This is a genomic window from Modicisalibacter luteus DSM 23508 (genome assembly GCF_000378505.1).
GTDB lineage: Bacteria > Pseudomonadota > Gammaproteobacteria > Pseudomonadales > Halomonadaceae > Modicisalibacter > Modicisalibacter luteus.
This window is the reverse complement of sequence record NZ_KB899990.1, coordinates 254,535-279,570: the sequence shown is the minus strand read 5'-3', so window position 1 is coordinate 279,570 and position 25,036 is coordinate 254,535. Positions and strand designations below refer to the sequence as shown.

Below are 25,036 nucleotides of genomic sequence, written 5' to 3'. Positions count from 1 at the left end.
GAAAATCCTGATCCTGCTACCACTGTAGCTTACTCCAGGGCATCGCCGTGTAGACTCAGATCAAGTCATTGATCCGAGGGACTGGTCCGACGTCGGCCGGGACTGTGCTGCCTCACCGGGACGATACGCCGGGACGCCAGGCTGGGCAGCGGTTGCTGGAAGGCCGGCCGGACCGTGTCCGTTGACGCAAAGCCGATCCGGGGTAACTTCCTCGATACATGTCGCGCCCAGCAGTGCCATGTTGCGGGCCACCTCATCCTGCATCAGGCGAATCGCATGCGAGACTCCCGCTTCTCCGGCATAGGCCGCCGCGTAGTTGAAGGGTCGCCCGATGAATACGAACTTCGCTCCCAGCGCCAGGGCCTTGAGCACATCGGTGCCACGCCGAAAGCCACTATCGACCATGACCGGTAGGTCGCCGACGGCGTCGACCACGGCCGGCAACGCCCGCAGCGCAGCGATGGTACTGTCTAGCTGGCGTCCGCCATGGTTGGAAACGATGATGCCATCAACCCCGGCATCGCGCGCCTTCCGGGCATCCTCGGGGTTCAGGATACCCTTGACGATCAGTTGTCCCGGCCAGATTCGCCGGACCAGCTCGAGGTACTGCCAGTTGAGATGGCTGCGGCCGGAGAAGTCACGGTTGACGTTCGTAGAAATGACCGGAATACCGCGCGTGGCGTAATTGTTCTCGAAATGCGGAATACCATGCTTGTAGAGCGTGCGCAGGAAAGTGCCAAACAGCCAGCGGGGCCGAATGAGCCCGTCGAACGCCAGGCGTAGGCTGGGTCGCAATGGCGAGGAAAAACCACTGCGCTTGTTGTTGTCACTGTTGGGCGGTACAGGATAGTCCACAGTGATGACCAGTTTACTGAAGCCTGCCTGCCTGACGCGCTCGATGAGTGCCTCGATGCCTGCCGGATCGCCGGGCAGGTAAGCCTGGAACCAGTCCGTCCCTCCCGTTGCTGCCACTTCCTCCATGGGAATCAGCGAGGTGCCACTGAGTATCATGGGAATACCGGCCCTGACCGCAGCCTGAGCCTGGACGATGTCGCCCCGGTAGGCCGAGAGCGCGCTGATGCCCATCGGTGCAATACCGAAGGGCGCACTGTATCGCTTGCCGAGCAGATCGGTCTCCAGCGATACCCGGGAGACATCGACCAATGCCCGCGGCACGAAGCAATAATCGTCGAAGGCGCTGCGGTTGGCTGACAGCGTCTTGCGATCCTCGGCGGCATTGGCCACATAACCGAAGATCGGACGCGGCAGATGGCGTCGCGCCGCCTTCTCGAAATCCTCGAAATTCAGTATCGACGCCAGGCGTCGAGAGCGTAAACCGGACATGGCAGGTCCCTGAGTCATTTCATGTGGCTAGCGAGCCGTGCCCTTGGCGCAACGCCCATGCTTCGGCATTGACCAGATCGTGAGGTTTCTCACCATCCAGTGCCTGGCACAGGTTATCAACGGCACAGCGCGCCATCGCATCACGTGTCTCGAAGGTCGCGGAGCCGACATGCGGCAGGGCCACGACATTCGACATCCTCGGCAGAGGCGAGTCGGCCGGCAGGGGCTCGCGTTCGTACACGTCGAGGCCGGCCCCGGCGATGACGCCTTCCTTCAAGGCGTGGACCAGCGCCGCCTCGTCGACGACACGGCCACGGGCGATATTGATCAGTATCGACGATGGCTTCATGCACCGCAGTTGATCGGCGCCGATGAGATATTCGGTCTGGGGCGTCAAAGGCACGGTCAGGCAGACGAAGTCCGACTCGCCGAGCAGCGTCTCGCAATCGCGGCGCTCGACGCCCCAGCGCGATTCGAATTCCGGCTTGGGTGAGGCGTGGGTATAACGCACCTGCATACCGAAGCCCAGCGCACGCCTGGCAATGGCCTGCCCGATGCGCCCCATCCCGACCAGACCCAGCGTCTTGCCATGCACGTCGTGGCCGAACTGTGCCTCGCTGACATGCTGTGTCCAGTGCCCCTGCCGAACGAAATCGGTCAATTCCACCAACCGTCGCGCCGTGGCCATGAGCAGCAGGAAGCCGGTATCGGCAGTGGTCTCGGTCAGTACGTCAGGGGTATTGGTCAACACGATGCCGCGTCGGTTCATCTCATCGACCGGCAGGTTGTCGTACCCCACCGAGATGGTGGCAACGGCTTCCAGATGCGGTGCATCGTCCAGCGTGCCTGGCGAGACCTGCAACTTGCCGCCAATCAGGCCATGCGCCTTGTGCAGCGCTTCCCGGTAAGCCATGGGGTCGTGATCGGGCTCCTCGAAATAGTCGACGTGGAACCGCTCTTGCAGCCGATCGAGATGCCATGGCTTCAACCGGCGCACGGCAACGACACGTTTGCTGTTCATGGGATTGCCCTCGATCAGTTGCCTGTCGGCACGCCGGGCATATCGAAGCCGATATCATCCAGACGCGAGAATAACGTCTGTCGCTGTTCGGCATTGAGTTCGACCAGCGGCGGGCGCGGGCGAGCCCAGCTATCCATGCCGCTATAGCGCGCCGTGGCCGCCTTGAGTGCCGGAATCATCGGCACGCTCTCGAAGATGCGCCGGGTACGGATCAGGGCCGCCTGCTGGTCGTCGGCATCGTCGTCCTGCCATTGCCTGGCCAGCGCCGCGATCGGTCCGGGATTGACATTGGCCGTGGCGCTGATGCATCCCGCCCCGCCGGCACGCAGCGTATCGAGCAGGAACGGCTCGCTGCCGGCATATACCTGGAAGCCGTCGGCACCGAAGCTATCAATCATCGCCTTGGTGTTGTCCCAGTCCCCCGAGCTGTCCTTCACGCCGACCACGGTGCCGGGATAGGCCGCGAGCAGCCGTTCGATCAGCGACAGCGAGATCGGTACCTGGGAGACCGGCGGAATGTGGTACAGGTAGATGCGCAACCGCTCATCCCCCACCCGCTCGATGACATCGGCAAAGTAACGGAACAGCCCTTCGTCGGAGACGCCCTTGTAGTAGAACGGCGGCAGCATCAGCACGCCTTCCACCCCCTTGTCCACGGCGTGCCGGGTCAATGCCACAGCGTCGGGAATCGCACAGCTGCCGGTTCCCGGCATCAGCCGTTCGGCAGGAATGCCGTCATCGATCAGTGCGTCCAGCAACTTGCACTTCTCGTCCACCGACAGCGAATTGGCCTCGGAATTGGTGCCGAACACGGCCAGGCCCACATCGTTGTCCAGCAGCCAGCGGCAATGCGCCACGAAGCGCGCTGTGTCCGGCGCAAGGTCCGCCGTGAATGGGGTAATGACCGGCGACCATACGCGCCCTGTATCGATACTCATCGTTGTTCCTCTTGTCTATTTTTCTCTATGGCTGCCAGCTCAGCCCCACGGTGCCTGGGCGTAACGGTCGAGCACGTCCGGATCGAAATCGAAGCCCAGCCCGGGCCGCTGCGGCAAGAGCAGCTGACCATCGACGAATTCCAGTTGATGGTCGATCAACTTTCGGAAGTTAAGTACCTGGTCATCGGCGAAGAACTCGACATAGGAGGCGTTGGGTGTCGAGGCGACGAGGTGCGCATGCAGATCATGGAACCAGTGCGGGCACAGATCGACGCCATAGCTGGCCGCCGTTGCTGCGATACGCCGGAATTCGCTGATGCCGCCGCATACCGCAGCATCGGTCTGTAGGATCATTGCCGCTTCCTTGTCGAGCAGCTCCTTGAAGCGCCAACGTCCTGCCTCGATCTCGCCAGTGGCGACCGGCACCGGGGTGCGTTCGGCCAGGCGGCGGTGGTTGTCGATGTCGTCGGGGCTGAACGGCTCCTCTATCCAGTACGGCGCGTAGGGCTCGGCCATGCGCATGAAAGCCAGCGCCGACGGCAGGTCCCGCCAGGCGTTGTTGGCGTCCAGCATGACGATGACGTCGTCGCCGACGGCTTCTCGCACCGCAGCCAGGCGCGCCTCCTCGCCTTTCAGGTCCTCGCGGCCAACCTTCATCTTTACGGCCTTGAAGCCCAGTGACACGTAGTGGCGCATCTCGTCAGCGAGTCTGTCGGGAGTTTTGCCGTCCAGGTAGTAGCCACCGCTGGCGTAGGCCGGCACGCTGTCGGTGTAAGCCCCCAGAAACTTGTAAAGTGGCAGGTTGGAGGCCCGGGCATTGCGATCCCACAAGGCGGTATCAAGGATGCTGATGGCCCGCATCACGGAACCGGTGCGGCCATGCAACAGGCTTTCCTGATACATCGCCTGCCACAGGCCTTCGACGTGATGGGCGTCCTGCCCCACCAACACCGGACGCAGCAGGTCGCGTACGGCGCGGGTTACTAGCTCGCCGGCATTGTTTCCACCGTAACAGAAGCCGATCCCGGTCACGCCGTCGTCCCCTGTCACCTTCACCAAGGCGTAGTCGCGCTTGAACACCTGGCGATTGGAGAAACTGGTAGGAGTATCGAGCGGTACGCTGACGGTTCTGGCCTGGACATCGGTAATACGTGTCATTGAAAAAGTCTCCTGAATCGGGGTCGATCAACCGTGTTTGAGGCGGCGCTTGAACGGCGCGCGTAACCAGCGGAACAAAGGAGTGGCCTGCAGGACCGAGATCAAGGCGATGCCCAATAGCACCACGGCGATCGGGCTTTCCAGGAAGACGCCGTAGCTGCCATTACCGATCAGCATCGACTGGTGGAAACCGTTTTCCATGACCGGGCCGAGAATCAGACCGATCACCATCGGCGCGGGTGATACATCGGCCTTCTTCAACCAGTAGCCGAACAGACCAAAGGCCAGCATCAATCCCACATCGAAGATCCGGTTGTTGATGGCGAACGAGCCGATGATGCACAGCGTAATGATGGCGCAGGCGACGAATCCATCGGGAATCTTGGTCACGCTGACGCTGGCCTTGGTAAACAGCAGCCCGACGATCAGCAGGGAGACAGTGGACAGCATGACCGCCCAGATCAGGGTGTAGGTGACATCGCCATGCTCGGTCAGCAGGTTGGGTCCGGGCAGAATGCCGTGCACCATCAGTGCACCCAGCAGGATCGCCGTGGAAGAACTGCCCGGGATGCCCAAGGCGATGGTGGGAATTAGCGCACCACCGACCACCGCATTGTTGGCCGCTTCGGGGGCGGCGACCCCGGCGATGTCGCCCTGGCCGAATCGGCTCTTGTCCTTGGCGAAGCGCTTGGCCTCGTTGTAGGCGAACCAACTGGCAGTATCACCGCCAGTACCGGGAATCAGGCCGGTAGCGATGCCAATACCTCCCGAGCGCAGAATATTGGGCATCAGCGCCTTCAGTTCGGCGAACCGCGGCACCAGCCGGTCGGTGATGCGACTGGCGACCTTATTGTCGCGATGTGCGTTCTCGATCAGCGTCAGCGCCTGGGGAATAGAGAACAGGCCGATCAGGGCAATGGTGAACTCGACGCCCGAGAACAGATTGATGTTATTGAAGGTCATGCGCGGTGTGGCCGTGGTCAGGTCCATCCCGATGATGCTGATCAATAGGCCCAGTGCACCGGAGAACAGCCCGTTGATGACCGACCCCTGGGCCAACGAACCGATGATGGTGATGCCCAGCACAGCGATGGCGAACAGTTCCACCGGGCCGAACTCGACGACCAGGCTGCCCAGCAACGGAGCTGCCAGCAGGAGCGCCGCACCGCTCATCAGCCCGCCGAAGAAGGATGCGAACAACGAAATACCCAGCGCCTTTCCGGCCTGGCCCTGCTGCGACAGCGGGTAGCCGTCGAGGACCGTTGCAGCAGCGGCCGGCGTGCCTGGTGTTTTCAACAGGATGGCAGCGATGGAACCGCCATAGGAGGCCCCGACGTAGATGGAGGCCAGCATGCTCAACCCGGTGGCAGGGTCGAAGGTGAACGTCAGCGGCAGCAGTAGGGCCAGCGCCATCGTCGCCGAGAGCCCCGGCATGGTACCAACGAATAGCCCCAGCAATGTGCCCCCGACGACAAAGGCAATATTTGTCAAGGTGAGGACATTGGTCAGCCCCGTCATGACTAGTGACGTATCCATATTCTTTACCTGAAGCGAGTGAGTGCAACGTCAGACGAATGACGGCAGCAACGGTATGGGAAGGCCGAGGAATGCGATAAATACCAGGCAAATGACCGTAACCAATACGGCAATACCGATGGCCGCCACCTTGAGCGATACGGTGCGAATCATCGCCAAGGTAGCCACCATGAACAGCACGGTAGCGATCAAATAGCCCAGCACATTTATGAGCGGAACATAAAGGACGGCCAGGGCGAAGACGAGGGCGGCAGAAACCTTTCCCCGCATGCGCCCCTTCTCTTCTTCGGTTGCTTGGGGCTCGTCTTCACCCACCGTGTCGGGCCCGCTGGCTATCTTCCTTTTCCAAATTTCGGACACCACCATGGCCAGAGACAGCAGCCCGACCGTCACTGAATAGATGAGGGGCATCTGTGCAGCCGCATCTGGATATTCCAGTGCATTCACATAGAACAACACAGCGACGCCTACTCCAGAGATACCCAGGAATACACGGCTAACGTTCATGACATACCCCTCTCTATTTCAAGCTATTTCGCCGGTTACTTCTGGGAATCGCTGGCTTCCATGTTCGCCCACATTTCCTTGACCTGACTTTCCACGTCTTGGAACATCTGGTCGTATTCCTGCCCCGTTACCAAGTCCACATTGAGAGCGCGCTTCTTGGCCTCAGCCAGGAACTCCTCATTGGTTGCGAGCTTGTCGAAGGCCGCGACCAGTTGCTTGCGTGCTTCCTCGGGAATACCGGCAGGCGCGCTATAGCCACGGGAGGAGCCGGCTACCACATCAATCCCCTGCTCCTTGAGGGTCGGGACGTCAGGCAAGATGTCGAGACGCTCGTTGGCCAGCACAGCCAGGGCGCGTAGGTTTCCTGCCTCGATCTGGTTGTAGACGGTACCCACATTGTTGAAGCTGGCATCGATCTTGCCGCCCATGGCTGCCGTTGCAGACGGGCTGTCGCCTTGGAAGGGCACTTTCTTGAACTCAATACCCGCCTTGTTCTCGACGAGCAATGTCGAGAAGTGGTCATCACCACCGACGCCAGAATTGCCGACTGTGACCGTTCCAGGTTTTTTCTCTGCGGCTTGCTTGAGGTCCGCAAATGTCTTGAAGGGGCTGTCATTGGAGACCACGATGATGGCCGGATCGGTGACGACATTGGCCAGTGGCGTGAAGTCATCCTGGCGGTAGGAGATGGCATCGTTCATGACGTAATTGGTCATCAGCATAGGCGTATTCGTCACGCTGATAACCGAGCCATCCTTGGGCGACTGGGTGGTAAGCCGTGTCCAAGCAATAGCGCCGGCTGCGCCAGGCAGATACTCGTTGACGAAATTCACTCCCAGGCTCTCGCTCAGGTAGGGCTGGACGAGTTGGGCCAGGGTGTCGCTGCCCCCACCAGGCTTGAATCCGATGAGCACCTTGACCTCCTCGGCTGCAGAGTAGTCAGCGCTCGCCATCATTGGGGTAATGGATACGGTTATTCCAGCAACGAGTGCGGCAGTTAGCGTTTTTAATCTCATTTCGGCGTCTCCAATTTGCATTGTATTTGTTGCGTGCCGTTTGAAACCTAGTATTCTTACAACAAAATTGTCAATAATTTTGTTAACCATAAAACTAAAGGCGAATGTCGCCTCACAAAGACAATTAACTCGATGCGAAGACGCGCTAACGCTCGATCAGGAGACGGTAATGACCAACAAGAAAGGCATGTCGACACGGCTGACCAATTACGGTGACGAAGGATTCTCTCTTTTCCTGCGCAAGGCTTTCATTAAGGGCATGGGATACACGGACGATGCGCTGTCACGCCCAGTTATTGGCATCGCCAATACATTCAGCGGATATAATGCCTGCCATGGCAACGTGAACGATCTTGTCGAGAGCGTTAAGCGTGGCGTGATGCTGGCCGGCGGCCTCCCGGTAGATTTTCCAACCATCTCGCTGCATGAATCCTTCGCACACCCCACCAGCATGTATCTGCGCAATCTCATGGCGCTGGATACCGAGGAAATGATCCGCGCCCAGCCCATGGACGCCGTTGTCCTGATTGGCGGCTGCGATAAGACGGTGCCGGCCCAGTTGATGGCTGCTGCCAGTGCCGGTATTCCGGCGATCCAACTGGTGACGGGGCCCATGCTGGTAGGCTCGCACCGAGGCACGAGGGTGGGCGCCTGTACTGACTGCCGGCGTTTCTGGGCCGCCTACCGTGCCGGGGAAGTCGATGATCAGGAAATCATCGAGGTCAATGATCAGTTGGTTCCTACCGTCGGGACCTGTTCGGTGATGGGAACGGCAAGCACCATGGCTTGCCTGGCCGAGGCCATGGGAATGATGCTACCCGGTAGCGCCGCAGCCCCGGCCGTCACGGCAGATCGACGCCGGATCGCCGAACTCACCGGCACCGAAGCGGTACGTATCGCAGCTGAGAAAGTCACTCCTGCACTGATTATGACTCCCCAGGCTTTCGAGAATGCAATGCGCGTCCTGCTGGCCCTGGGCGGCTCTACCAATGCCGTGGTCCACCTGGCCGCCATCGCCGGTCGTCTGGGGTTCGACTTAGACTTGGAGGCTTTCGACCGGCTGGGACGTGATACGCCTGTCCTCGTCGACCTCAAGCCTTCGGGGCAGCACTACATGGAGGATCTGCATCGTGCAGGTGGCCTCGCCGCCCTGCTGCGTCCCATCCGGCATCTTCTTCACGAGGATGCGATGACAATTAACGGCCGAACCCTCGGCGAGAATATCGACGCCACGCCAGAAATTATCGATCAACAAGTGGTGCGTCCTCACGACAACCCTATCTATCCGCAAGGTGGAATTGCTGTTCTGAGAGGCAATCTGGCCCCTAACGGCGCTATCATCAAGCAGTCTGCCGCTCATCCAGAATTAATGCAGCACACAGGCCGCGCCGTGGTCTTCAGTTCCATGGATGATCTGGCAAATCGAATCGACGACCCTGAGCTGGACGTCGCCCCTGACGACGTGCTGGTATTACAGAATATCGGACCCAAAGGCGCCCCCGGCATGCCCGAAGCTGGTTACTTGCCGATTCCTAAAAAGCTGGCCAGTCGCGGCGTCAAGGACATGGTACGTATCTCCGACGGACGCATGAGTGGCACCGCCGCAGGCACTGTCGTGTTGCACGTTTCTCCGGAAGCTGCCGCCGGTGGACCACTGGCTCTAGTCAGAAATGGCGACCTTATCCGCCTCGATACTCGGGCCAGGGAGCTGACCTTACTGGTAGATGACGCGGAGCTCGAGCGCCGCCGGCAATCGCTATCTCCGGCGCTAGTAACCCAAGAGGCCCTTGGCTATCGCCGTCTGTTCTTGGAAGAGATACTTCAGGCGGAGGAGGGTTGCGATTTTCGTTTCAGCCGTCCGCCCATGACTCAGTCCGTACCAAGATAGATGTAAAGTACGTTTCGCAGGCCGACCAGGGTCGGCCTGCCGTTTCCCGGAAGCTTGCAATGACACGAATGCCCTTGACCAACTCCGCCGAGCCAATGAGACAAGCCGCCAGTGTGGAAGATATCGTGGCCGCGCTCGAAGCAGATATCGTGATTGGCCGCCTGTTTCCCAAGGAGCGCCTGGTAGAGGAGGACCTCATGGTCCGCTTCGACTGCAAACGTCATATGGTCCGGCAGGCCCTCTTTCAGTTGGAAACCACGGGGCTAGTCGAACGCATTAAGAACCGAGGGGCCTTCGTAAAATCCTATACGCCCGAGGAAGTCGAAGCCATTTATGCGATGCGCGAGATACTGGAAATCGCCAGTGCCGAGCGCATTCCCATGCCTGCTCCCAAAACAGTGATGGCCGAACTGGAAGAAATCCAGCGCCACCATAACGAGGCCGTGGACCGTGGCGATCTGCCGGCCGTGTTCCACTACAACATCGCCTTTCATCGCACGTTGTTCGCCGCTTGTGGCAACCAATACCTGTCGGAAACGATCAACGAATATGCCCAGAAAGTCTATGCCATACGTTCGATCGGTACCTCAGACCAAGCAAGCGTTCAGCGTGCCCGCCAGGAGCATATCGCTATGATCGAGGCGCTCAAGGCTGGCGACAGGGACGAACTCATTCGGCTTTGCCGCAACCACTTGGGAATTTCCAAGGATCGCTATATCAACCTCTACAACATGCGCCTGGGTCATCGCTAAATACGCTACGCAGGCATCGCCAGGATGGCGGACGACCCCATATAGTGAACGTGCCGACACTCAGCATCATCATCCCTACCCTCAACGAGGCTGCGGCCATCGAGTCGCAGCTATCGTCGTTGCTGGGTCTGTGGGTGTGTGGCTGCGAAATCATCGTCGTCGACGGGGGCAGTACCGACGAGACTCGCCGACTCGCCGCGCCTTATGCCAGCCTTGTCATCACCAGCCGTCCCGGTCGAGCGGCTCAGATGAACGCCGGTGCGCGTGCCAGCCGAAGTGAGCGGTTGCTGTTCTTGCATGCCGACACGCGCCTGCCACGCCGAGCCGACAAACGAGTGCTTGCCGCCTTGGTCGATGGTCATGTGTGGGGACGGTTCGACATCCGCCTGGAAGGACATTCGCCTTGGCTATCGATGGTGTCACTTGGCATGAACCTGCGTTCACGGCTGACCGGCATAGCCACCGGCGACCAGGCTTTGTTCATGACGCGTGATGCCTTCGAGACAGTCGGCGGCTTTCCGGAACAGCCCCTGATGGAAGACATCGAGCTTTGTCGCCGCCTGAATCGACTTTCTCCGCCCGTATGCCTGCGAGAGCGTGTCGTCAGTTCGGGCCGGCGCTGGGAGGCCCAGGGGACCTGGCGTACCATCTTTCAGATGTGGCGGTTGCGCTACCGCTACTGGCGAGGCGTCGACAGCCGGACCCTGGCAGAGGAATATCATGACGTACGCTGACGCCGCGTTCCCCCTGGCGATTCTCGCCAAGGCCCCCATCCCCGGCCAGGCCAAGACACGTCTCATCCCGCAACTAGGTGCAGAAGGGGCCGCCGAGCTACATCGTCAGTTGGTCTGGCAGACGCTGGAAACTGTAGTAGCAACCACGCCCCCGGCTTCGATCACTCTATGGACTTCGCTGGCCCACCCAGGCTCACCGGAATATGCCTTTTTCGAGACCTGTCGCGAACGCTTCGGCATCCGGCTGTGTGAACAGCCAACCGGAGACCTGGGCCGGCGCATGTACGCCGCCTTGGCAGCCATGCCAAGTCCTGGCCTGGTAATTGGTAGCGATTGTCCGGTATTGACTCCCGATCTGCTGAAGCGTTGCCATGTCGCGCTGGAAACGGTGGAATGTGTCTTCCTGCCTGCCGAGGATGGCGGCTATGCGCTGGTCGGCTTGCGCCGTGCCAACCGCCAGATATTCGAGGGCGTCGACTGGGGAAGCGCTCGAGTCATGCAACAGACACGGGAGCATATCGACGCACTCGGCTGGCGGTGCGCCTGCCCTGCCGTGGTCTGGGATATCGATCGTCCCGAAGATCTGGCGCGCTGGCAAGCCTGGCACCAAGACTCTATCTGACCGGGTCACTTGCCCGCCGCTTCGTGCGCCATCTCACCCACCACGCCGGCCATGTCGTCCAGTGGCAGATCGCAGTCCTGCAAGCCGTGGCGTTCGGCCAGATAAGCCGGGGAATTCCACTCGATACGCGTCCCGTCATCGACCTTGCGAATCACCATCTTTTGCGGCAGGTCGAGCGCCGCACTTCCCTGGCACTGCAGCATCGGCGTGTCTACCTTGGGATTGCCAAAGATCACGGTCAACGTGGGCGGCAATTCCTGGCCGGCATCTACGGCCCCCTGGGCATGATCAATGACCGTGAACAGCGTCAAGCCACGCGATTCCAGGGCCTTGCGTAGCTTCGCCTCGACCTCGTTGACCGACTCCTGGCTGGTCACATGCTCGATACCTGGAAAGGGACCTTCAGTTGTTGCTGCCTGGGCAACGCCCAGCGTGAGGGTCAACAGCAGGGCGCTGAGCGATGCGCGGTGACCGGCTGGGATACGTAGTGTCATGACAGTTTCTCCATGAAATGGGTGGTCGCCGTATCAACCAGCATCGCCATTGAAGAAACGGCGGGTGCCACGCTGTGTCATGGCATCGGCAATGCGCCCCAGCCCCTGCCGATAGGCCGCGGTGCGCAGGGAGAACCGCTTTTCCTCGGCCAGGTCGAAGCAACGCGTGGCCTCACGGTCAATCCGTTCGGCCAGCCTTGCTTCGATCTCGTCGGCGGACCAGTAATCGCCGGTACGATTCTGGACCCATTCGTAGTAGCTGACGACCACCCCGCCGGCATTGGCCAGCACATCCGGCAGCACGGTGACGCCGCGCTCCTCGAGACGGGCATCGGCTCCCGAGGTTACCGGGCCATTGGCGATTTCCAGAATGCTGTCGGCGCGCACCCGGTCGACGTTGTTCTCGTCGATCTGATTTTCCATGGCTGCCAGCACCAGCACGTCGACATCGAGCGCCAGCAGATCCTCGTTGCTCATGTGCTCCACGCCGGATTCCTCGCACAGCGAGGACTCGCAGTACAGCATGCCCTTGAGTTCACGCGTGGCGTGCTTGTGCTCATGGATGGGGTCGGGGTCGAGCCCGTCACGCGACAGGATGGCACCTTTCGAGTCCGACAGTGCCACGATGCGGTAGCCACCCTGCCTGGCCAGGCGGGCAAAATGGTAGGCGGCATTGCCGAATCCCTGAACAGCAACGGTCATGTCCTGAGGTGTCTTGCCCTGGCGCTGCACCCACAGGTTCAACACCTGCAACGCTCCGCGCCCGGTCGCCGCCACGCGCCCTTCTGACCCGCCAAGGCCAAGCGGCTTGCCGGTAATCACCGCCGGTACCTGTCGGCGGGCGATCTGATCGTACTCGTCGGTCATCCAGCCCATCACGGTGGGATTGGTATTCACGTCGGGCGCAGGGATATCGCGGTCGGGGCCGATGATGTCGTGAATGGCGCGAATGTAGCCGCGAGACAGCCGTTCCAGTTCGAGACGCGACAGCTTCTTGGGATCGACGCATACGCCGCCCTTGGCCCCGCCGAACGGCAGACCGAGCACACTGCACTTGATCGCCATCCAGAAACCCAGCGCCGTGACTTCGTCTTCATCGACATCGGGATGAAAGCGGATGCCGCCCTTGGCCGGCCCCCGGGTGTCGTCGTACTGCACCCGCCAGCCCTGAAAAACACGCAGCGAACCGTCATCCATGCGAACGGGAACACTGACGCGAATGCTCAGCCTGGGTTGGGCAAGGCGCTGGCGCACATCCTCATCGGCATCGAGATCGTCATAGATCGCTTCCAGGCGCGACTGGGCATCGCCCAGTGTCGTTTCCAGCTCGGTCATGAACCGCTCCTTCGCGTCGAATATCGTACGTCCTGTCTTTCCGGTCAGGGCGTGCTGCAGCTGGCCCCAAAACGATAGCAACTGAAACAGCGGTGATGGCGTAGCATGACTCGGGTATCGAGACTGTCACGCAGGGTATCCACCGCATAATCGGGATCGTCATCCACTAACGTACAAGCGTAGACTTTTACGTGCCCCTGCTCCTTGACCAACATGCGGCTGTAGCTGCACATGAAATGCGCCCGACTTGTCTCTGTCGGGTACTTTTCCATGCATTTTTCTGTGATTTCAGGCGAATTGTCGTCGCTGCCCGGCGTGCCGAAATCGGGAAAGGCGGTGAACGCCAGATTGTCGGGCAGGCCTTCACGCCGAAAGATCGTTCGGAAAGCTGCCTCGACAGCCTCGGCGTTCTCATCGGTCGATTGCTGCCGAGCCACCGAAACCTCGAAGCCATGCTCGTGAAGCCAGCGAATGCCCTGCAACGCCTTGGCGAAGCTGCCTTCTCCCCGGTCTCGATCGTGACGCACCGGGTCGGGATGATCGAGACTGACCCGGAAGCGAATCGGAAATGGTTGTGACACCAGCGGTAACAGCTGATGAGTTCGACGCAGCAGCGGGTCGGTGGCATTGGTTAACACGAAGCAAGGACGACGCTCGCTGGCATAACGCAGGATATCGATAACCCCCTTGATGACGAAGGGCTCGCCGCCGGTGAAGGAAAACTGCTTCACGCCCAGTTCTACGGCTTCATCCAGAAAGGGCTGAACATCGGCAAGGCGCATGGCGTCGAGCCGGCCATCGCCCGGACGGGATCCTTCCAGGCAAAAGGGACATGACAGATTGCAGGCGGTACCGGTATGCAGCCACAGCTCATCGAGACGTTGAAAATCGACGTAGCCGCGCGGTTCCCCAGCCCGCGTGTGCGTCCATGCCCCGCGCAGTGCCTGGTAGGGCGTCGCATCGATAGCGGGGATTCTACCTTGCACAGACGCAGTATCTGGTAATGTCATGGATACACTCCCAAAGGTATCGATAACGACGATGGCCCGCGCGTTCGGCCAGGAAACGCGATAGCGTATAACCACTGACCAGCGGCAAGGATGGCCGTTCCATTACTTTCAAGGATGATGAAGGTGGTGCTTATTGAAACGTAACAAGCTTTTCCTGCTGCTTCTCGTGGGTCTGGGCATCGGCCTGTTTTTTGTCCTGGGCGGTGACGACCTGCTCGAACTCGGGTTCCTGCGTGACCAACTCGGCAACTTCCGTAACTGGTTCGACGACTCGCCCTGGCTGATGGCGGGTGGTTTTTTTCTGGTTTACGTGACCGCTGCAGGCTTGTCATTGCCAGGCGCCGCCCTTCTGACACTTTTATCAGGCGCGTTGTTCGGCCTGGGCAAGGGTCTGCTGATCGCCTCGTTTGCCAGTGCCATCGGTGCCACACTGGCCTTTCTCCTTTCCCGCACCCTGCTGCGTAGCATCATCGAGAGGCGCTTCAAAGGGGTGCTGGCTAAAGTTAATCGCGGCCTGGAAAGTGACGGACCGTTTTACCTGTTCAGTCTGCGCCTGGTCCCGATCTTCCCATTCTTCATGGTCAACCTGGCGATGGGCGTGACTCGCCTGAAAACGCGTACCTTCTATTGGGTCAGTCAACTGGGGATGTTGCCCGGCACTGCGGTGTACGCCAACGCCGGGAAGCAGTTGAGCGAGCTGGAATCACTCGAGGGGATCCTGTCGCCTGAACTGCTGTTATCGCTAATTCTGCTGGGTTTGTTTCCCTTGGTCGGCAAGAAGATCGTCGATGGCATGAACCTGCGTCGGCAGCGAAGCCGATATCCACGACCGCGCCGGTTCGACTATGACATCGTAGTGGTCGGTGCGGGCTCGGCCGGCCTGATGGCCAGTTATATCGCTAGCGCGGTCAAGGCCAAGGTGGCACTGGTCGAAAAGCGCCGCATGGGGGGCGACTGCCTGAATACCGGCTGTGTGCCTTCGAAGGCATTGATCCGTGCGGCACGAGCCGCTCACGAAGTGCGTACAGCCTCACGCTTCGGGATTCATGGCACAAACGGGTTCGGCGAGCCGCGTATCGACTTCGCCGCCGTCATGGCCCATGTTCATGACGCCATCGCCAAGGTCGCCCCGCATGACAGTGTTGAACGCTGCACTGGCCTAGGCATCGATGTGATCCCAGAAGAAGCCACTCTCGAATCGCCCTGGATGGTGCGAGCCGGCGAGCGCCGGCTCGCCGCGCGGCATATCATCATTGCTACCGGCGCCCGGCCGCGCCTGCCCGACCTGCCCGGGCTCGAACATGTCGACGTGCTGACATCGGAAAATCTCTGGACCCTGGAGTCCCTGCCCGAACGACTGGCGATCCTGGGTGGCGGCACCATCGGCTGCGAACTCGGCCAGACCTTCGCGCGCCTGGGCAGCAACGTCACCCTGGTCGAGGGCGAGGCTGGCCTGTTGGCCAGGGAAGACGATGACGTCAGCGATCTCGTCCAGCAGCGGTTGATCGCGGAAGGAGTCACTCTGCGCCTCGGCTCCCGCGCCGTAGGTGTGGAAACCAACGAGACGGGACAGCATGCCCTGATCGTCGAGCATGACGGCGAACGCAACAAGGTGCCCTTCGACCGGCTGCTGGTCTGTTTTGGCCGCCAGGCCAATGTCGAAGGGCTCGGCCTCGAATCGCTGGGCATCGTCACTACCGACCAGGGCACACTGGAAACCAACGAATGTCTGCGGACCCGTTGCCCCAGTGTCTGGGCATGTGGCGATGTCTGCGGCCCCTATCAGTTGACGCATGCCGGAGCGCACCAGGCCTGGCATGCTGCCGTTAATGCCTTGTTCGGCGACGTGAGGAGCTTCGCGGTCGACTATCGCGTCATTCCTGCCGTGACTTATACGCAGCCCGAGGTTGCCCGTGTCGGTCTCAATGAGCGTCAGGCACAGGCCGAAGGCATCGAGTACGAAGTGACGCATTACGCCTTGCGAGAAAACGACCGCGCCATCACCGAGGGTGCAACTGAGGGATTCGTCAAGATTTTGACCGAGCCCGGCAAGGATCGCATCCTGGGCGCCACGCTGGTCGGGGAAAATGCCGGGGAGTGGCTGGCCGAAATCACCTTGGCGATGAAGCACCGTATCGGGCTGAGCAAGTTACTGGGCACCGTACATCCCTACCCGACCCTGTCCGAAGCCAACAAGGCGGCAGCAGGACAATGGAAGAACGCTCACAAGCCCGAGCGTCTACTGCGCTGGCTGGGACGCTACTTCGCCTGGCGGCGCCACGACCGACAGCAATGATAAGCGGGGTAAGCTTCTTGTATACTGCGTGACGCGACCCCGCTGATCCAGCGCTGTATCAACACTGCTGCGCTAGTCGATCCAGCGTTGAATAGGCTCATGACGCTCACTTACTTCTTGTAAACTGCGCCTTTTCACCTGTTCTTGCCCTGGCTGGCCGCTGCTCGCGACGTTCCGACACCAACTGGGTCGTCTCCGCTTTCCATCGCTTATCCAAGAAGGAAACACCGATGTTCAAGGACACGCTGCGCAAGCTCATGCTCACCCTGGCTTTGGTCGCACCGGTGGCCGCCGCCGAGCCGCTGGTGTTTACCGCTATTCCCGATCAGGACGAAACCAAACTGCGCGAGCGTTTCCAGAAGGTCGCAGACTACCTGGCCGAAGAACTCGACACCGAGGTCCGCTTCGTGCCGGTGAAATCCTATGCCGCTGCCGTGACTGCCTTCCGAAACAATCAGGTCCAGTTGGCATGGTTCGGCGGGCTCTCCGGCGTTCAGGCGCGTCAGCTCGTCCCCGGTTCCGAGGCGCTGGCTCAAGGCGTCGAAGATGCCCAGTTCCGTACCTATTTCATTGCCCATGAAAGTACGGGACTAGAGGCCTCGGACCAACTGCCGGAGTCCATTCAAGGCATGACCTTCACCTTCGGCTCGAAGGGCTCAACCTCCGGACGCTTGATGCCCGAGTATTACATTCGCCAGCAGTTCGACGCCTCTCCCGAGGAGGTATTCAGCCGAGTCGGCTTCAGCGGCAACCATTCTCGCACCATCGATCTGGTCGAGTCGGGTACCTACCAGACCGGTGCGCTCAACTTCGCCGTATGGGAGAGCGAGGTCGCCGCCGGTAACGTGAATACCGATGCCGTCAAGGTGATCTGGGAAACGCCCACTTATGCCGACTATCAATGGACCATTCGCGGCGATGTCGATGAACGCTTCGGCGCGGGTTTCAAGGAGCGTGTTCGCAAGGCGCTGGTCAACATGGACGACCCGAAACTTCTCGCCAGCTTCCCCCGCGAGGGTTTCATCCCGGCCAGCAACGATGACTATCAGGGCATTCGCGATACTGCGCAGGCGCTGGATCTGATCGATTGATGACGGCTCTAGCTCTCGAGCGAATCAGTGCCGCTTATGGCGAACAGCGTGTCCTCGGCCCGCTGACGTTGCACGTCGCCCGTGGCGAGAAGGTCGCCTTGGTCGGCCATAGCGGCGCGGGCAAGTCCACGCTACTCAGTTTGTTGTACGACAAGCGGCGTCGAGATATCGCCCTGCTGCCTCAGGACCTGGGCCTGGTGCAGACGCTTAGTGTGTTTCACAACGTCTACATGGGTCGCCTGGCGGCCCATTCCACTCTCTACAACCTGGCCAACCTGATCCGGCCGTTGCCGAAAGAAGTCCACCGCGTGCGCCAAGTGCTCGAGACACTGGATATGGTCGACAAGCTATGGTCGCCGGCGGGTGAGCTCTCGGGAGGTCAACGCCAGCGCACCGCCATCGCACGTGCGCTCAATCAACCGGCCAGCGTGCTGCTTGCCGATGAGCCAGTGTCAGCGCTGGACGGGCCACGTGCAGAATCGGTCATGCAGGCCCTGACCCAGCATTTCGAGACCAGTGTGATCGCATTACATGACGTCGAGCTCGCTCTGCGCCACAGCACGCGCATCGTCGGCATTCGTGACGGCGGCATCGCCCTGGATAGAGCAAGTGAACGCCTCAGCACCGGCGACCTGCGCTTCCTTTATGACGTTTCCGCCCCGGCCGCCTGATGTTTCGCTCGTCGTCTGATACCGCCCATTCCGGCCTCCGCCGATCCGCGACGGTTCGCACCAGCCTCGGGTTTGTGGGCGTGGCATTGTTGTGTCTGGCAATCGCCGACATCCAGGTCACGACTGTAGCGCCATGGCGCGAGCTGGGAAGGCTGGTGATCGGCCTGGTCACGCCGGACTTCAGCGATCCTGCGTCGATCGGCACGGCGTTGATGCGTACGGTGGCCTTCGCCTTCGTCGGAGTCGCCCTGGGAGCATCGGCGGGGTTTCTGCTGGCACTGGTCTTCCATCTTCGAGCGGTGCGCACGCTCTGCGCCTTCGTGCGTGCCATTCATGAGCTTTTCTGGGCGTTGATCTTCCTGCAATTCTTCGGCCTGCATCCATTGACCGGAGTACTGGCGATTGCCCTGCCCTACGCTGGCGTGTTCGCCAAAGTCTATTCGGAGATTCTCGACGAAGCCGACCCACTGCCCATGCAGGTGGTACCGGCAGGTACGGGACTGATTTCCAGCTTCCTGTTCGCCCGCGTGCCTGACGCTTGGCAACACTTGGTCAGCTACACTGCCTACCGTCTGGAATGCGGCTTACGCTCCAGTGCGGTGCTCGGCTTCGTCGGCATGCCCACACTGGGCTTTGCGCTGCAGTCGTCGTTCGCGCAGGGTTATTATTCCGAGGTCGGCGCTTTGCTGCTGGTGTTCTTCGTGCTGATTGCCACCCTGCGCTTTTGGGTCCGCCCTTGGCTGGTGCCGCTTTACGTCGTTGTGTCCCCGTTCCTGCTCGGTAACGGCCTGCCGATCATGTGGGGCAACGTGACGCGCTTCTTCACCGAGGACATCGTGCCGGCGCCGCTACGCCATGGCGAAGGCTGGGCAGCCCTCTGGCACTGGTTCAGCGACCTGCTGCTCACCGAGGCCCTGCCCGGTTTATGGACCACCGTGGTGCTTACCCAGATTGCGCTGGTCGGCACCGGAGTCATTGCGCTGCTGACCTTTCCGTTGATCTCGCGGCACTTCACTACACGCCCCGGCAGCATGCTCGGTCACGTCGCACTGGTCGTGGCCCGCTCGACACCGGAATACCTGCTCGCCTACGTCCTGCTGCAGCTCTGGGGACCCTCGATGCTGCCCGCCATCGTGGCCCTGGCGCTTCACAACGGCGGCATCATCGGCCATCTGATCGGCCGACGCAGCAACGAGATGACGCTACGCCTCGACGCATCCCGCGGGGTCGACCGCTACGCCTACGAGATAGTGCCGCGTCTCTACGGGCCGTTCCTTGCCTTTCTCTTCTACCGCTGGGAAATCATCATGCGAGAGACGGCGATTCTGGGCATTCTGGGTATCGCCACATTGGGCTTTTATGTCGATAGCGCCATTCAGGAACTGCGCTTCGATCGTGCCCTGGTGCTGATCGTGATCACCGCCCTGCTCAACATTGGCGTCGACAGTGTGGCCCGCGCCCTGCGCCGTCGCCTGCGGCTACGTCACATGGTCAACTGCGAACCCTAGGGCGCGGCCGTCATGGCCTCTGCCAGCCGCCGGGAGGCGTCTCTCCTCGCCAAGGAGTGTCGTCTGAATGCGTTATCCGTTCGGCGATCAGCAGGGTCCCTGCTCCCCAGACAACATGAGCACAGAGCATCAGCCGGCGCCGGCTGGCCGGCTGCCGAGTAGCCGGCTCCAGTACGTTGAATGCCGGCACCCAGCCCAGATAGCTGGCAGCCCAGATCGCCATTCCATAGCCACTACCGTATACCACCGGATGCCGGACTGGCTCTCGAAGCACCAAGGGATACAGCGCACCGGTTGCTGCGCCATAGGCGAAGTGGGACAGCAGGCTCGACTCGATGAGTCGGTCTTCGTCCAAGTGCTGGTCGTACCCCATCTTGCCGGCAATGTTTTCGGTCACTTCACGCGGCGGGAGTGGATAGCGCGCTTCACGGGGTAGGCGCCGGTACAGGCTCTCCATGACGAGGGTCATGGGCACGGTAGCGAGCAGCCCACCGATCGCTCCGGCGAGATAACGGTTCATGCCTTCCTCCTTGATGGCAATTCTGCGCTAACCATAGCCACTTCATGGCCGGAAGGGAAAGTAACGGCCATGACGCGCCTGACTTCAGGACAGTCGATCCAACAACTCGTCGAGATCGCTCACCGTCAGGTCCGGCTCATCGCCCCAAGGGTCGAAAGGCGCTTCGGCGCTACGCCGCAGCCAGGCGGCATGCAGGCCTGCATGCTTGGCACCGATCACGTCGAAAGGGTTGCATGAAACCAGCCAGGTATCATTGGCCGCCGCTTCGACGCGAGCCCGTAAATGCGCGTAGACCGCCGGATCCGGCTTGAAACGCCGCACCTCCTCAACACTGACGATATCGTCGAAGTGCTTTAGGATGCCGGCGCCTTCGAGGAGTTTGGACACTGCCTGACGGCTGCCATTGGAAAACGCCACACAACGCACCTGGCGGCTATCGGCAATGCGCGCCACCGCGTCGGCGGCATCAGGGAAAGCCGGAAGTGTCGTATAGGTTTCCATCAGATGATCCTTGGCATGGTCGGAGAGTCGCGTCCCCATGGCCCGATCGACATACTCCAGTGCCTCGCGAGTGCACTGGGCAAAGTCGGCATAGGCCCCCATCAACCCACGGCGAAACGCATACTCGAGCTGCCGGTCACGCCAGCGCTGGGAAAAGACCCTCGCTTGATCCCCTACCTGGCTACTGAGTTCCTCGATGACACCGTGTGTGTCGATCAGTGTTCCATAGACATCGAAGGCCAACACTTTCTTCATGACAGGGCTCCAGTTGGTAAAACTCACCTACAAACTGACCATTTTCCCCGGTCCCGGCAAGCTTTCGCTATGCCGATATGACAAACGCAGGATATCCCCGCACAATATAATAGTTTTCGTTTCATCCATTTTCGCATGACCCTGCATCGGGGTTGACTCGAGGCACCAAGATGGCATTCAAGATCTACGTGGACGGACAGGAAGGCACTACCGGGCTGCGCCTGTTCGATTACCTCAACGGCCGCAACGATATCGAACTGCTGCGCATCGACAGCGACAAGCGCAAGGACGCTCGAGAACGCGCCCGGTTACTCAATGCCGCCGATGTCGCTTTTCTCTGCCTGCCTGACGACGCCTCACGCGAGGCTGTCGATATGCTGGAGAACCCCGATACCTGCCTGATAGATGCCAGCACCGCATTTCGCACGGCAGACGATTGGGTCTACGGGCTACCGGAGCTGGCCCCCGGGCAGCGTGAGCGCATCCAGACCAGCAAGCGCATCGCCAACCCCGGCTGCCATGCCAGCGCCTTCGTGCTGCTGACCCGGCCCTTGGTGGATGCTGGCCTTCTGCCTCCGGACTATCCGCTCTCGGCCTTCTCACTGACAGGTTACAGCGGTGGCGGCAAGACGCTGATCGCCGAGTATGAGAACGACACCGACAACCGCCTAGCTGCACCGCGCCCGTATGCCTTGCCGCTGGGCCATAAGCATTTACCGGAAATGCGTCTTCACGGCGGGCTGGCATCGGCGCCGGTGTTCAATCCTGTCGTCGGCCCGTTCCTCAAGGGACTGGCCGTGACAGTGCCCCTGCATGTGTCTCATCTGGCCCCAGGCGTCGATGCCGAAGCGATACGCGAGGCCTACCTCACGCACTACCAGGGCGAACGGTTCATCCAGATCATGCCACTCGACGATGCGGCCAATCTGGATAACGGCTTCTTCGATGTTCAGGGAGCCAACGACACCAACCGGGTCGATATCTTCGTGTTCGGTGGCGAAGAGCGCCTGGCCCTGGTTGCCCGGCTGGACAACCTCGGCAAGGGCGCGGCCGGCGCTGCTGTGCAATCAATGAACATTCACCTCGGCATGGACGAAGCCACCGGCCTGTAGTTTGTCCTTTCCGAGGGCCTTAATTACCTTGGAATTGAGGGAATGCCAGGGAATATTCGTTCATAGACAATACAAGGCAAGGATTGCCATATGTCAGGATCCAAGGACAAGGGTCGCCTACAAGTCGTTGACGCCGTCAGGGCCCTGGCCCTGTTCGGCGTACTGGTCATGAACCTGCGGGACATGTCGGGGTTGAACTTTTTAACGGCGGAAGCACTGGCCTCCCTGCAGGGCCCGGTCGACGAAGCCGTCGACTTTCTGCTGCATGTCGTTTTCGACGAGAAGTTCCTGTCCTCGTTCTCGTTTCTCTTCGGTTTGAGCTTTTATCTCCTTCTCGAACGCAAGTCGGACCAGCCGGGCTTTCTGGCCATGTACTTTCGCCGCTTGCTGGCCTTGGCCGGCTTCGGCCTGATCAATATCGCCTTCCTGTATTGGGCCGATATCTTGCTGGTCTATGCCGTATTCGGCACCACGCTAGTACTGATGGTGCGCCTGCCGCAATGGTTGCTGTTGAGTCTGTCAGCGGCGTTCCTGTTCGGCGCGCCGGTGGTCCTGGCCATGCTGGGTGCCGTACGCGGAGGCGAGGTCCAGACATCCACCGAACTCGATGCCCTGCAGACTTTCAGCCATCCTGCCTACTGGCCGGATGTCGCCCAAGGCCTGGGCCTGTACTTCGGTCTAGGAGCGTCGGGCAACCTGATCGAGCTGTGGGACCATACCAACGTCTACGGCATGTTGTTGCTGGGCCTGTGGGCCGGACGCGCGCAGATTCCGCATCGGGTCGAAGAAAACCGAACTTTACTGCGCAGCGTGGCCTCGATCTGTCTGCCGGTGGGCCTGTTGCTGAGCGTACTATGGGAAGTGATGCCCAACGGCAACCCTCTCACCACGGTGATGCGTATCGGTGCGCCGATATTGGCGGTGGGTTACATGTCGCTGGCCGCCCTGCTGCTCAGCCGCCCTGGAGCACAGAGCATGCGCACCTGGCTGGCGTCACCTGGACGTCTGGCCCTGACCAACTATCTCGCTTATGGCCTGGTCGGCCAGGTACTGTTCTATGGCTGGGGGCTGGGTTGGATCGGTAATCTCGGTTCTACCGAAATTCTGTTGCTGGCGGTCGCAATCTATACCGTGGCACTCGTGCTGAGTCGCCTCTGGCTGAAGCCGTTCAAGATGGGGCCTATGGAGTGGGTGTGGAGGTGCTTGACCAATCTTCGCCTTTCTCCTTTACGTCGTAAGTAAAAAGGGGCTGCGCTCGTTCATGCTGTGTTAAAAATCGGCTCAAGCGCTTCATTTACGCTAAGTAAACTCAGCGCCTTCGCCGCTTTTTGCCTTGCCTGAACCACGCTCGCCGCCTTTCTCGAGGGCGGCGATACTCCTTGCCTAAACGTTAGAGCTCGGCAACGGTGTCGGCGAACAGATTTCCTCGGCGGCCTGCTCGCTGCCGCCCGGCAGTACGCGGGCGAAGAAGCGGCAGACATTGAGGCCGGCAATGTTGCGGATGGTACGCTCGTCGAAGGGTTGCTCACGTTGACGCATCACCGCAGTGAGAATATCGAGATCACTGACGTCGAAGAACGGCGTCACCGAGCCGTCGTAGTCCGAGCCGAAAGCGACATGACGCCCCGGTTCCAGCCCCATCCTGTCGGCGACCTGCATGACGTGTTGCATGGCATCGGCGATATTCCAGACGCTGGGGCCAACGGCGTAAGGCCAGTAGCCGATGCCGATGATACCGCGATGCTCGAGCACGGATTCGATCTGCCGATCACTTAGGTTACGTGCCGGCCGGCAAGGATCCTCGCAACTGCCTTTGACCCCGGTGTGCGAGACCATGAATGGCTTACTGAGAATCCGCGCAGCATCGTCCATGCCCTTCTGGGAGATGTGCGCCACGTCTATGGCGATGCCCAGCTGCTCTGCGGTCTTCAGTGCACGTTCGCCCATCGCGGTCAGACCGTAACGCTCGCAGCCTTCCCCCGAGCCGGAAAGCGCATTGTCGAAGCGATGATTGGGCGCGAGCTGACGCACTCCGAGGTCGAACAGCTCCTGCATATCCTCTTCGACCCTCTGCAGGTCGTTCGGGCTGTTGCCGACCCAATGCCCCCCTTCGATACCCATCACAGCCCCCACGACCTGCGTCCCTGCCTGACGATCGGCCATTAGCTGACGCAGGTCGTCGACGTTGCGAATCAGGCGCAGTTCCGGCCCTTCTCCCTGCCTGGAGCGTTCAATGGCATTCTTGAGTCGCTCGATCTGATTGATGGCACGCTCGCGGGTACTAAAGGCCGGTCTTCCCTGCGACGCGGCCAGCAAAGCAGCCATATCGACACTACCACCACTGACGCACTTCTCGTCATTCTGATAGCGCTCGCGGCTACCGTACGGTAACGGGCTTTGAGTGACGATGGTGAAGGCCTGCAGCGCAACATTGCCCTCCACCAGGCGAGGCAGATCGACATGCCCCTGCCCGTTACGCTCCAACAGGTCGCGATTCCACTTCAAGGTATCGGCATGCAGGTCGGCAATGAACAATGACTCATGCAACGCCTTGTCTTCGGCCGTGGGTGCTGGCGCTTCGGGGTCGGCCGCAATGCGATTCATCAGTCGATCGTAGGTTTCCGCCCCGAATAGCCTTACTGCCCCCAGCAGCACCAGCAGGAACACCACGATAATGCCGCAACTGACCAATACACCTCTAAGCATGTCTCATCCTTGAGCCATATT

General features: G+C 60.5%; 23 protein-coding genes. 10 read left to right on the top strand and 13 right to left on the bottom strand.

The features are described from left to right. Positions 1 to 60: 60 nt before the first annotated feature. From F568_RS0103970 to F568_RS22115, 7 genes are read right to left on the bottom strand one after another with little or no spacing between them, the layout of a single operon-like run. Positions 61 to 1,344, bottom strand: a complete 1,284-nt coding sequence (locus tag F568_RS0103970) for an alpha-hydroxy acid oxidase (protein WP_019017411.1) — start codon at positions 1,342 to 1,344, stop codon at positions 61 to 63. A 19-nt stretch (positions 1,345 to 1,363) separates the two neighbouring features. Continuing rightward, complete coding sequence (locus F568_RS0103965; protein WP_019017410.1) at positions 1,364 to 2,365, bottom strand: 2-hydroxyacid dehydrogenase; 1,002 nt, start codon at positions 2,363 to 2,365, stop codon at positions 1,364 to 1,366. Between the two features lie 14 nt (positions 2,366 to 2,379). Beyond that, positions 2,380 to 3,303: a dihydrodipicolinate synthase family protein gene (locus F568_RS0103960; protein ID WP_019017409.1), complete on the bottom strand. Its 924-nt coding sequence runs from the start codon at positions 3,301 to 3,303 to the stop codon at positions 2,380 to 2,382. A 39-nt stretch (positions 3,304 to 3,342) separates the two neighbouring features. Further along, entirely contained in the window at positions 3,343 to 4,461 is a 1,119-nt protein-coding gene (locus F568_RS0103955) for a mandelate racemase/muconate lactonizing enzyme family protein (RefSeq protein WP_019017408.1), read from the bottom strand. 27 nt (positions 4,462 to 4,488) lie between these two features. After that, on the bottom strand, positions 4,489 to 5,997 hold the full coding sequence (locus F568_RS0103950; RefSeq protein ID WP_026300316.1) for a tripartite tricarboxylate transporter permease: 1,509 nt from the start codon (positions 5,995 to 5,997) through the stop codon (positions 4,489 to 4,491). A gap of 30 nt (positions 5,998 to 6,027) precedes the next feature. Next, the gene (locus F568_RS0103945; RefSeq protein ID WP_019017406.1) at positions 6,028 to 6,504 is read right to left on the bottom strand and encodes a tripartite tricarboxylate transporter TctB family protein; all 477 of its coding nucleotides are present in this window, start codon (positions 6,502 to 6,504) and stop codon (positions 6,028 to 6,030) included. Positions 6,505 to 6,539: 35 nt separating this feature from the next. Then, complete coding sequence (locus F568_RS22115) at positions 6,540 to 7,520, bottom strand: tripartite tricarboxylate transporter substrate binding protein (protein WP_040475811.1); 981 nt, start codon at positions 7,518 to 7,520, stop codon at positions 6,540 to 6,542. A 169-nt stretch (positions 7,521 to 7,689) separates the two neighbouring features. On the opposite strand from F568_RS22115, the gene F568_RS0103935 reads away from it, so the two are divergent. Genes F568_RS0103935 through F568_RS0103920 form a run of 4 tightly spaced genes read left to right on the top strand, consistent with a single transcriptional unit; the run spans position 7,690 to position 11,516 of the window. Beyond that, positions 7,690 to 9,408 (top strand): IlvD/Edd family dehydratase, encoded by a 1,719-nt coding sequence (locus tag F568_RS0103935; protein WP_019017404.1) that lies wholly within the window; start codon positions 7,690 to 7,692, stop codon positions 9,406 to 9,408. 59 nt (positions 9,409 to 9,467) lie between these two features. After that, a complete protein-coding gene (locus F568_RS0103930) occupies positions 9,468 to 10,160 on the top strand; it encodes a GntR family transcriptional regulator (RefSeq protein ID WP_019017403.1) in 693 nt (230 codons plus the stop codon). A 44-nt stretch (positions 10,161 to 10,204) separates the two neighbouring features. Further along, positions 10,205 to 10,894, top strand: a complete 690-nt coding sequence (locus tag F568_RS0103925) for a TIGR04283 family arsenosugar biosynthesis glycosyltransferase (RefSeq protein WP_019017402.1) — start codon at positions 10,205 to 10,207, stop codon at positions 10,892 to 10,894. After that, on the top strand, positions 10,881 to 11,516 hold the full coding sequence (locus F568_RS0103920) for a TIGR04282 family arsenosugar biosynthesis glycosyltransferase (RefSeq protein WP_019017401.1): 636 nt from the start codon (positions 10,881 to 10,883) through the stop codon (positions 11,514 to 11,516). Before F568_RS0103925 ends, F568_RS0103920 begins: the two co-directional genes overlap by 14 nt. 5 nt (positions 11,517 to 11,521) lie before the next feature. Here the strand turns inward: F568_RS0103920 and F568_RS0103915 are convergent, their stop codons facing one another. From F568_RS0103915 to F568_RS0103905, 3 genes are read right to left on the bottom strand one after another with little or no spacing between them, the layout of a single operon-like run. Beyond that, complete coding sequence (locus tag F568_RS0103915) at positions 11,522 to 12,010, bottom strand: DUF302 domain-containing protein (RefSeq protein WP_019017400.1); 489 nt, start codon at positions 12,008 to 12,010, stop codon at positions 11,522 to 11,524. 33 nt (positions 12,011 to 12,043) lie between these two features. Beyond that, complete coding sequence (locus F568_RS0103910) at positions 12,044 to 13,345, bottom strand: Glu/Leu/Phe/Val family dehydrogenase (RefSeq protein ID WP_019017399.1); 1,302 nt, start codon at positions 13,343 to 13,345, stop codon at positions 12,044 to 12,046. A gap of 44 nt (positions 13,346 to 13,389) precedes the next feature. Beyond that, positions 13,390 to 14,355, bottom strand: a complete 966-nt coding sequence (locus F568_RS0103905) for a radical SAM protein (protein WP_019017398.1) — start codon at positions 14,353 to 14,355, stop codon at positions 13,390 to 13,392. Positions 14,356 to 14,488: 133 nt separating this feature from the next. Between F568_RS0103905 and F568_RS0103900 the strand changes: the two genes are divergently transcribed. The 4 genes from F568_RS0103900 to F568_RS0103885 all read left to right on the top strand — a co-directional run bounded on the left by F568_RS0103900 (position 14,489) and on the right by F568_RS0103885 (position 19,921). After that, the gene (locus F568_RS0103900) at positions 14,489 to 16,651 is read left to right on the top strand and encodes a dihydrolipoyl dehydrogenase family protein (protein WP_019017397.1); all 2,163 of its coding nucleotides are present in this window, start codon (positions 14,489 to 14,491) and stop codon (positions 16,649 to 16,651) included. 230 nt (positions 16,652 to 16,881) lie between these two features. Continuing rightward, positions 16,882 to 17,742: a putative selenate ABC transporter substrate-binding protein gene (locus F568_RS0103895; RefSeq protein WP_019017396.1), complete on the top strand. Its 861-nt coding sequence runs from the start codon at positions 16,882 to 16,884 to the stop codon at positions 17,740 to 17,742. Then, positions 17,742 to 18,413, top strand: a complete 672-nt coding sequence (locus F568_RS0103890) for a phosphonate ABC transporter ATP-binding protein (RefSeq protein WP_019017395.1) — start codon at positions 17,742 to 17,744, stop codon at positions 18,411 to 18,413. Before F568_RS0103895 ends, F568_RS0103890 begins: the two co-directional genes overlap by 1 nt. An 80-nt stretch (positions 18,414 to 18,493) precedes the next feature. Next, complete coding sequence (locus F568_RS0103885) at positions 18,494 to 19,921, top strand: PhnE/PtxC family ABC transporter permease (protein ID WP_229804198.1); 1,428 nt, start codon at positions 18,494 to 18,496, stop codon at positions 19,919 to 19,921. A 10-nt stretch (positions 19,922 to 19,931) separates the two neighbouring features. On the opposite strand, the gene F568_RS0103880 is transcribed toward F568_RS0103885, so the two are convergent. Beyond that, a complete protein-coding gene (locus F568_RS0103880; RefSeq protein WP_019017393.1) occupies positions 19,932 to 20,441 on the bottom strand; it encodes a hypothetical protein in 510 nt (169 codons plus the stop codon). An 84-nt stretch (positions 20,442 to 20,525) separates the two neighbouring features. Beyond that, complete coding sequence (locus F568_RS0103875) at positions 20,526 to 21,197, bottom strand: haloacid dehalogenase type II (protein WP_019017392.1); 672 nt, start codon at positions 21,195 to 21,197, stop codon at positions 20,526 to 20,528. A 170-nt stretch (positions 21,198 to 21,367) separates the two neighbouring features. On the opposite strand from F568_RS0103875, the gene argC reads away from it, so the two are divergent. Further along, complete coding sequence (gene argC, locus F568_RS0103870; protein WP_019017391.1) at positions 21,368 to 22,309, top strand: N-acetyl-gamma-glutamyl-phosphate reductase; 942 nt, start codon at positions 21,368 to 21,370, stop codon at positions 22,307 to 22,309. A 90-nt stretch (positions 22,310 to 22,399) separates the two neighbouring features. Continuing rightward, on the top strand, positions 22,400 to 23,551 hold the full coding sequence (locus tag F568_RS0103865; RefSeq protein ID WP_019017390.1) for a DUF418 domain-containing protein: 1,152 nt from the start codon (positions 22,400 to 22,402) through the stop codon (positions 23,549 to 23,551). 141 nt (positions 23,552 to 23,692) lie between these two features. On the opposite strand, the gene F568_RS22110 is transcribed toward F568_RS0103865, so the two are convergent. Beyond that, complete coding sequence (locus F568_RS22110; protein WP_019017389.1) at positions 23,693 to 25,015, bottom strand: dipeptidase; 1,323 nt, start codon at positions 25,013 to 25,015, stop codon at positions 23,693 to 23,695. Positions 25,016 to 25,036: the final 21 nt, after the last annotated feature.

Excerpts from the sequence above, each read along its gene's own strand:
- F568_RS0103970 (WP_019017411.1), bottom strand. The coding sequence starts at position 1,344 with ATGTCCGGTTTACGCTCTCGACGCCTGGCGTCGATACTGAATTTCGAG.
- F568_RS0103965 (WP_019017410.1), bottom strand. The coding sequence starts at position 2,365 with ATGAACAGCAAACGTGTCGTTGCCGTGCGCCGGTTGAAGCCATGGCAT.
- F568_RS0103960 (WP_019017409.1), bottom strand. The coding sequence starts at position 3,303 with ATGAGTATCGATACAGGGCGCGTATGGTCGCCGGTCATTACCCCATTC.
- F568_RS0103955 (WP_019017408.1), bottom strand. The coding sequence starts at position 4,461 with ATGACACGTATTACCGATGTCCAGGCCAGAACCGTCAGCGTACCGCTC.
- F568_RS0103950 (WP_026300316.1), bottom strand. The coding sequence starts at position 5,997 with ATGGATACGTCACTAGTCATGACGGGGCTGACCAATGTCCTCACCTTG.
- F568_RS0103945 (WP_019017406.1), bottom strand. The coding sequence starts at position 6,504 with ATGAACGTTAGCCGTGTATTCCTGGGTATCTCTGGAGTAGGCGTCGCT.
- F568_RS22115 (WP_040475811.1), bottom strand. The coding sequence starts at position 7,520 with ATGAGATTAAAAACGCTAACTGCCGCACTCGTTGCTGGAATAACCGTA.
- F568_RS0103935 (WP_019017404.1), top strand. The coding sequence starts at position 7,690 with ATGACCAACAAGAAAGGCATGTCGACACGGCTGACCAATTACGGTGAC.
- F568_RS0103930 (WP_019017403.1), top strand. The coding sequence starts at position 9,468 with ATGACACGAATGCCCTTGACCAACTCCGCCGAGCCAATGAGACAAGCC.
- F568_RS0103920 (WP_019017401.1), top strand. The coding sequence starts at position 10,881 with ATGACGTACGCTGACGCCGCGTTCCCCCTGGCGATTCTCGCCAAGGCC.
- F568_RS0103915 (WP_019017400.1), bottom strand. The coding sequence starts at position 12,010 with ATGACACTACGTATCCCAGCCGGTCACCGCGCATCGCTCAGCGCCCTG.
- F568_RS0103910 (WP_019017399.1), bottom strand. The coding sequence starts at position 13,345 with ATGACCGAGCTGGAAACGACACTGGGCGATGCCCAGTCGCGCCTGGAA.
- F568_RS0103905 (WP_019017398.1), bottom strand. The coding sequence starts at position 14,355 with ATGACATTACCAGATACTGCGTCTGTGCAAGGTAGAATCCCCGCTATC.
- F568_RS0103895 (WP_019017396.1), top strand. The coding sequence starts at position 16,882 with ATGTTCAAGGACACGCTGCGCAAGCTCATGCTCACCCTGGCTTTGGTC.
- F568_RS0103890 (WP_019017395.1), top strand. The coding sequence starts at position 17,742 with ATGACGGCTCTAGCTCTCGAGCGAATCAGTGCCGCTTATGGCGAACAG.
- F568_RS0103880 (WP_019017393.1), bottom strand. The coding sequence starts at position 20,441 with ATGAACCGTTATCTCGCCGGAGCGATCGGTGGGCTGCTCGCTACCGTG.
- F568_RS0103875 (WP_019017392.1), bottom strand. The coding sequence starts at position 21,197 with ATGAAGAAAGTGTTGGCCTTCGATGTCTATGGAACACTGATCGACACA.
- argC (WP_019017391.1), top strand. The coding sequence starts at position 21,368 with ATGGCATTCAAGATCTACGTGGACGGACAGGAAGGCACTACCGGGCTG.
- F568_RS0103865 (WP_019017390.1), top strand. The coding sequence starts at position 22,400 with ATGTCAGGATCCAAGGACAAGGGTCGCCTACAAGTCGTTGACGCCGTC.
- F568_RS22110 (WP_019017389.1), bottom strand. The coding sequence starts at position 25,015 with ATGCTTAGAGGTGTATTGGTCAGTTGCGGCATTATCGTGGTGTTCCTG.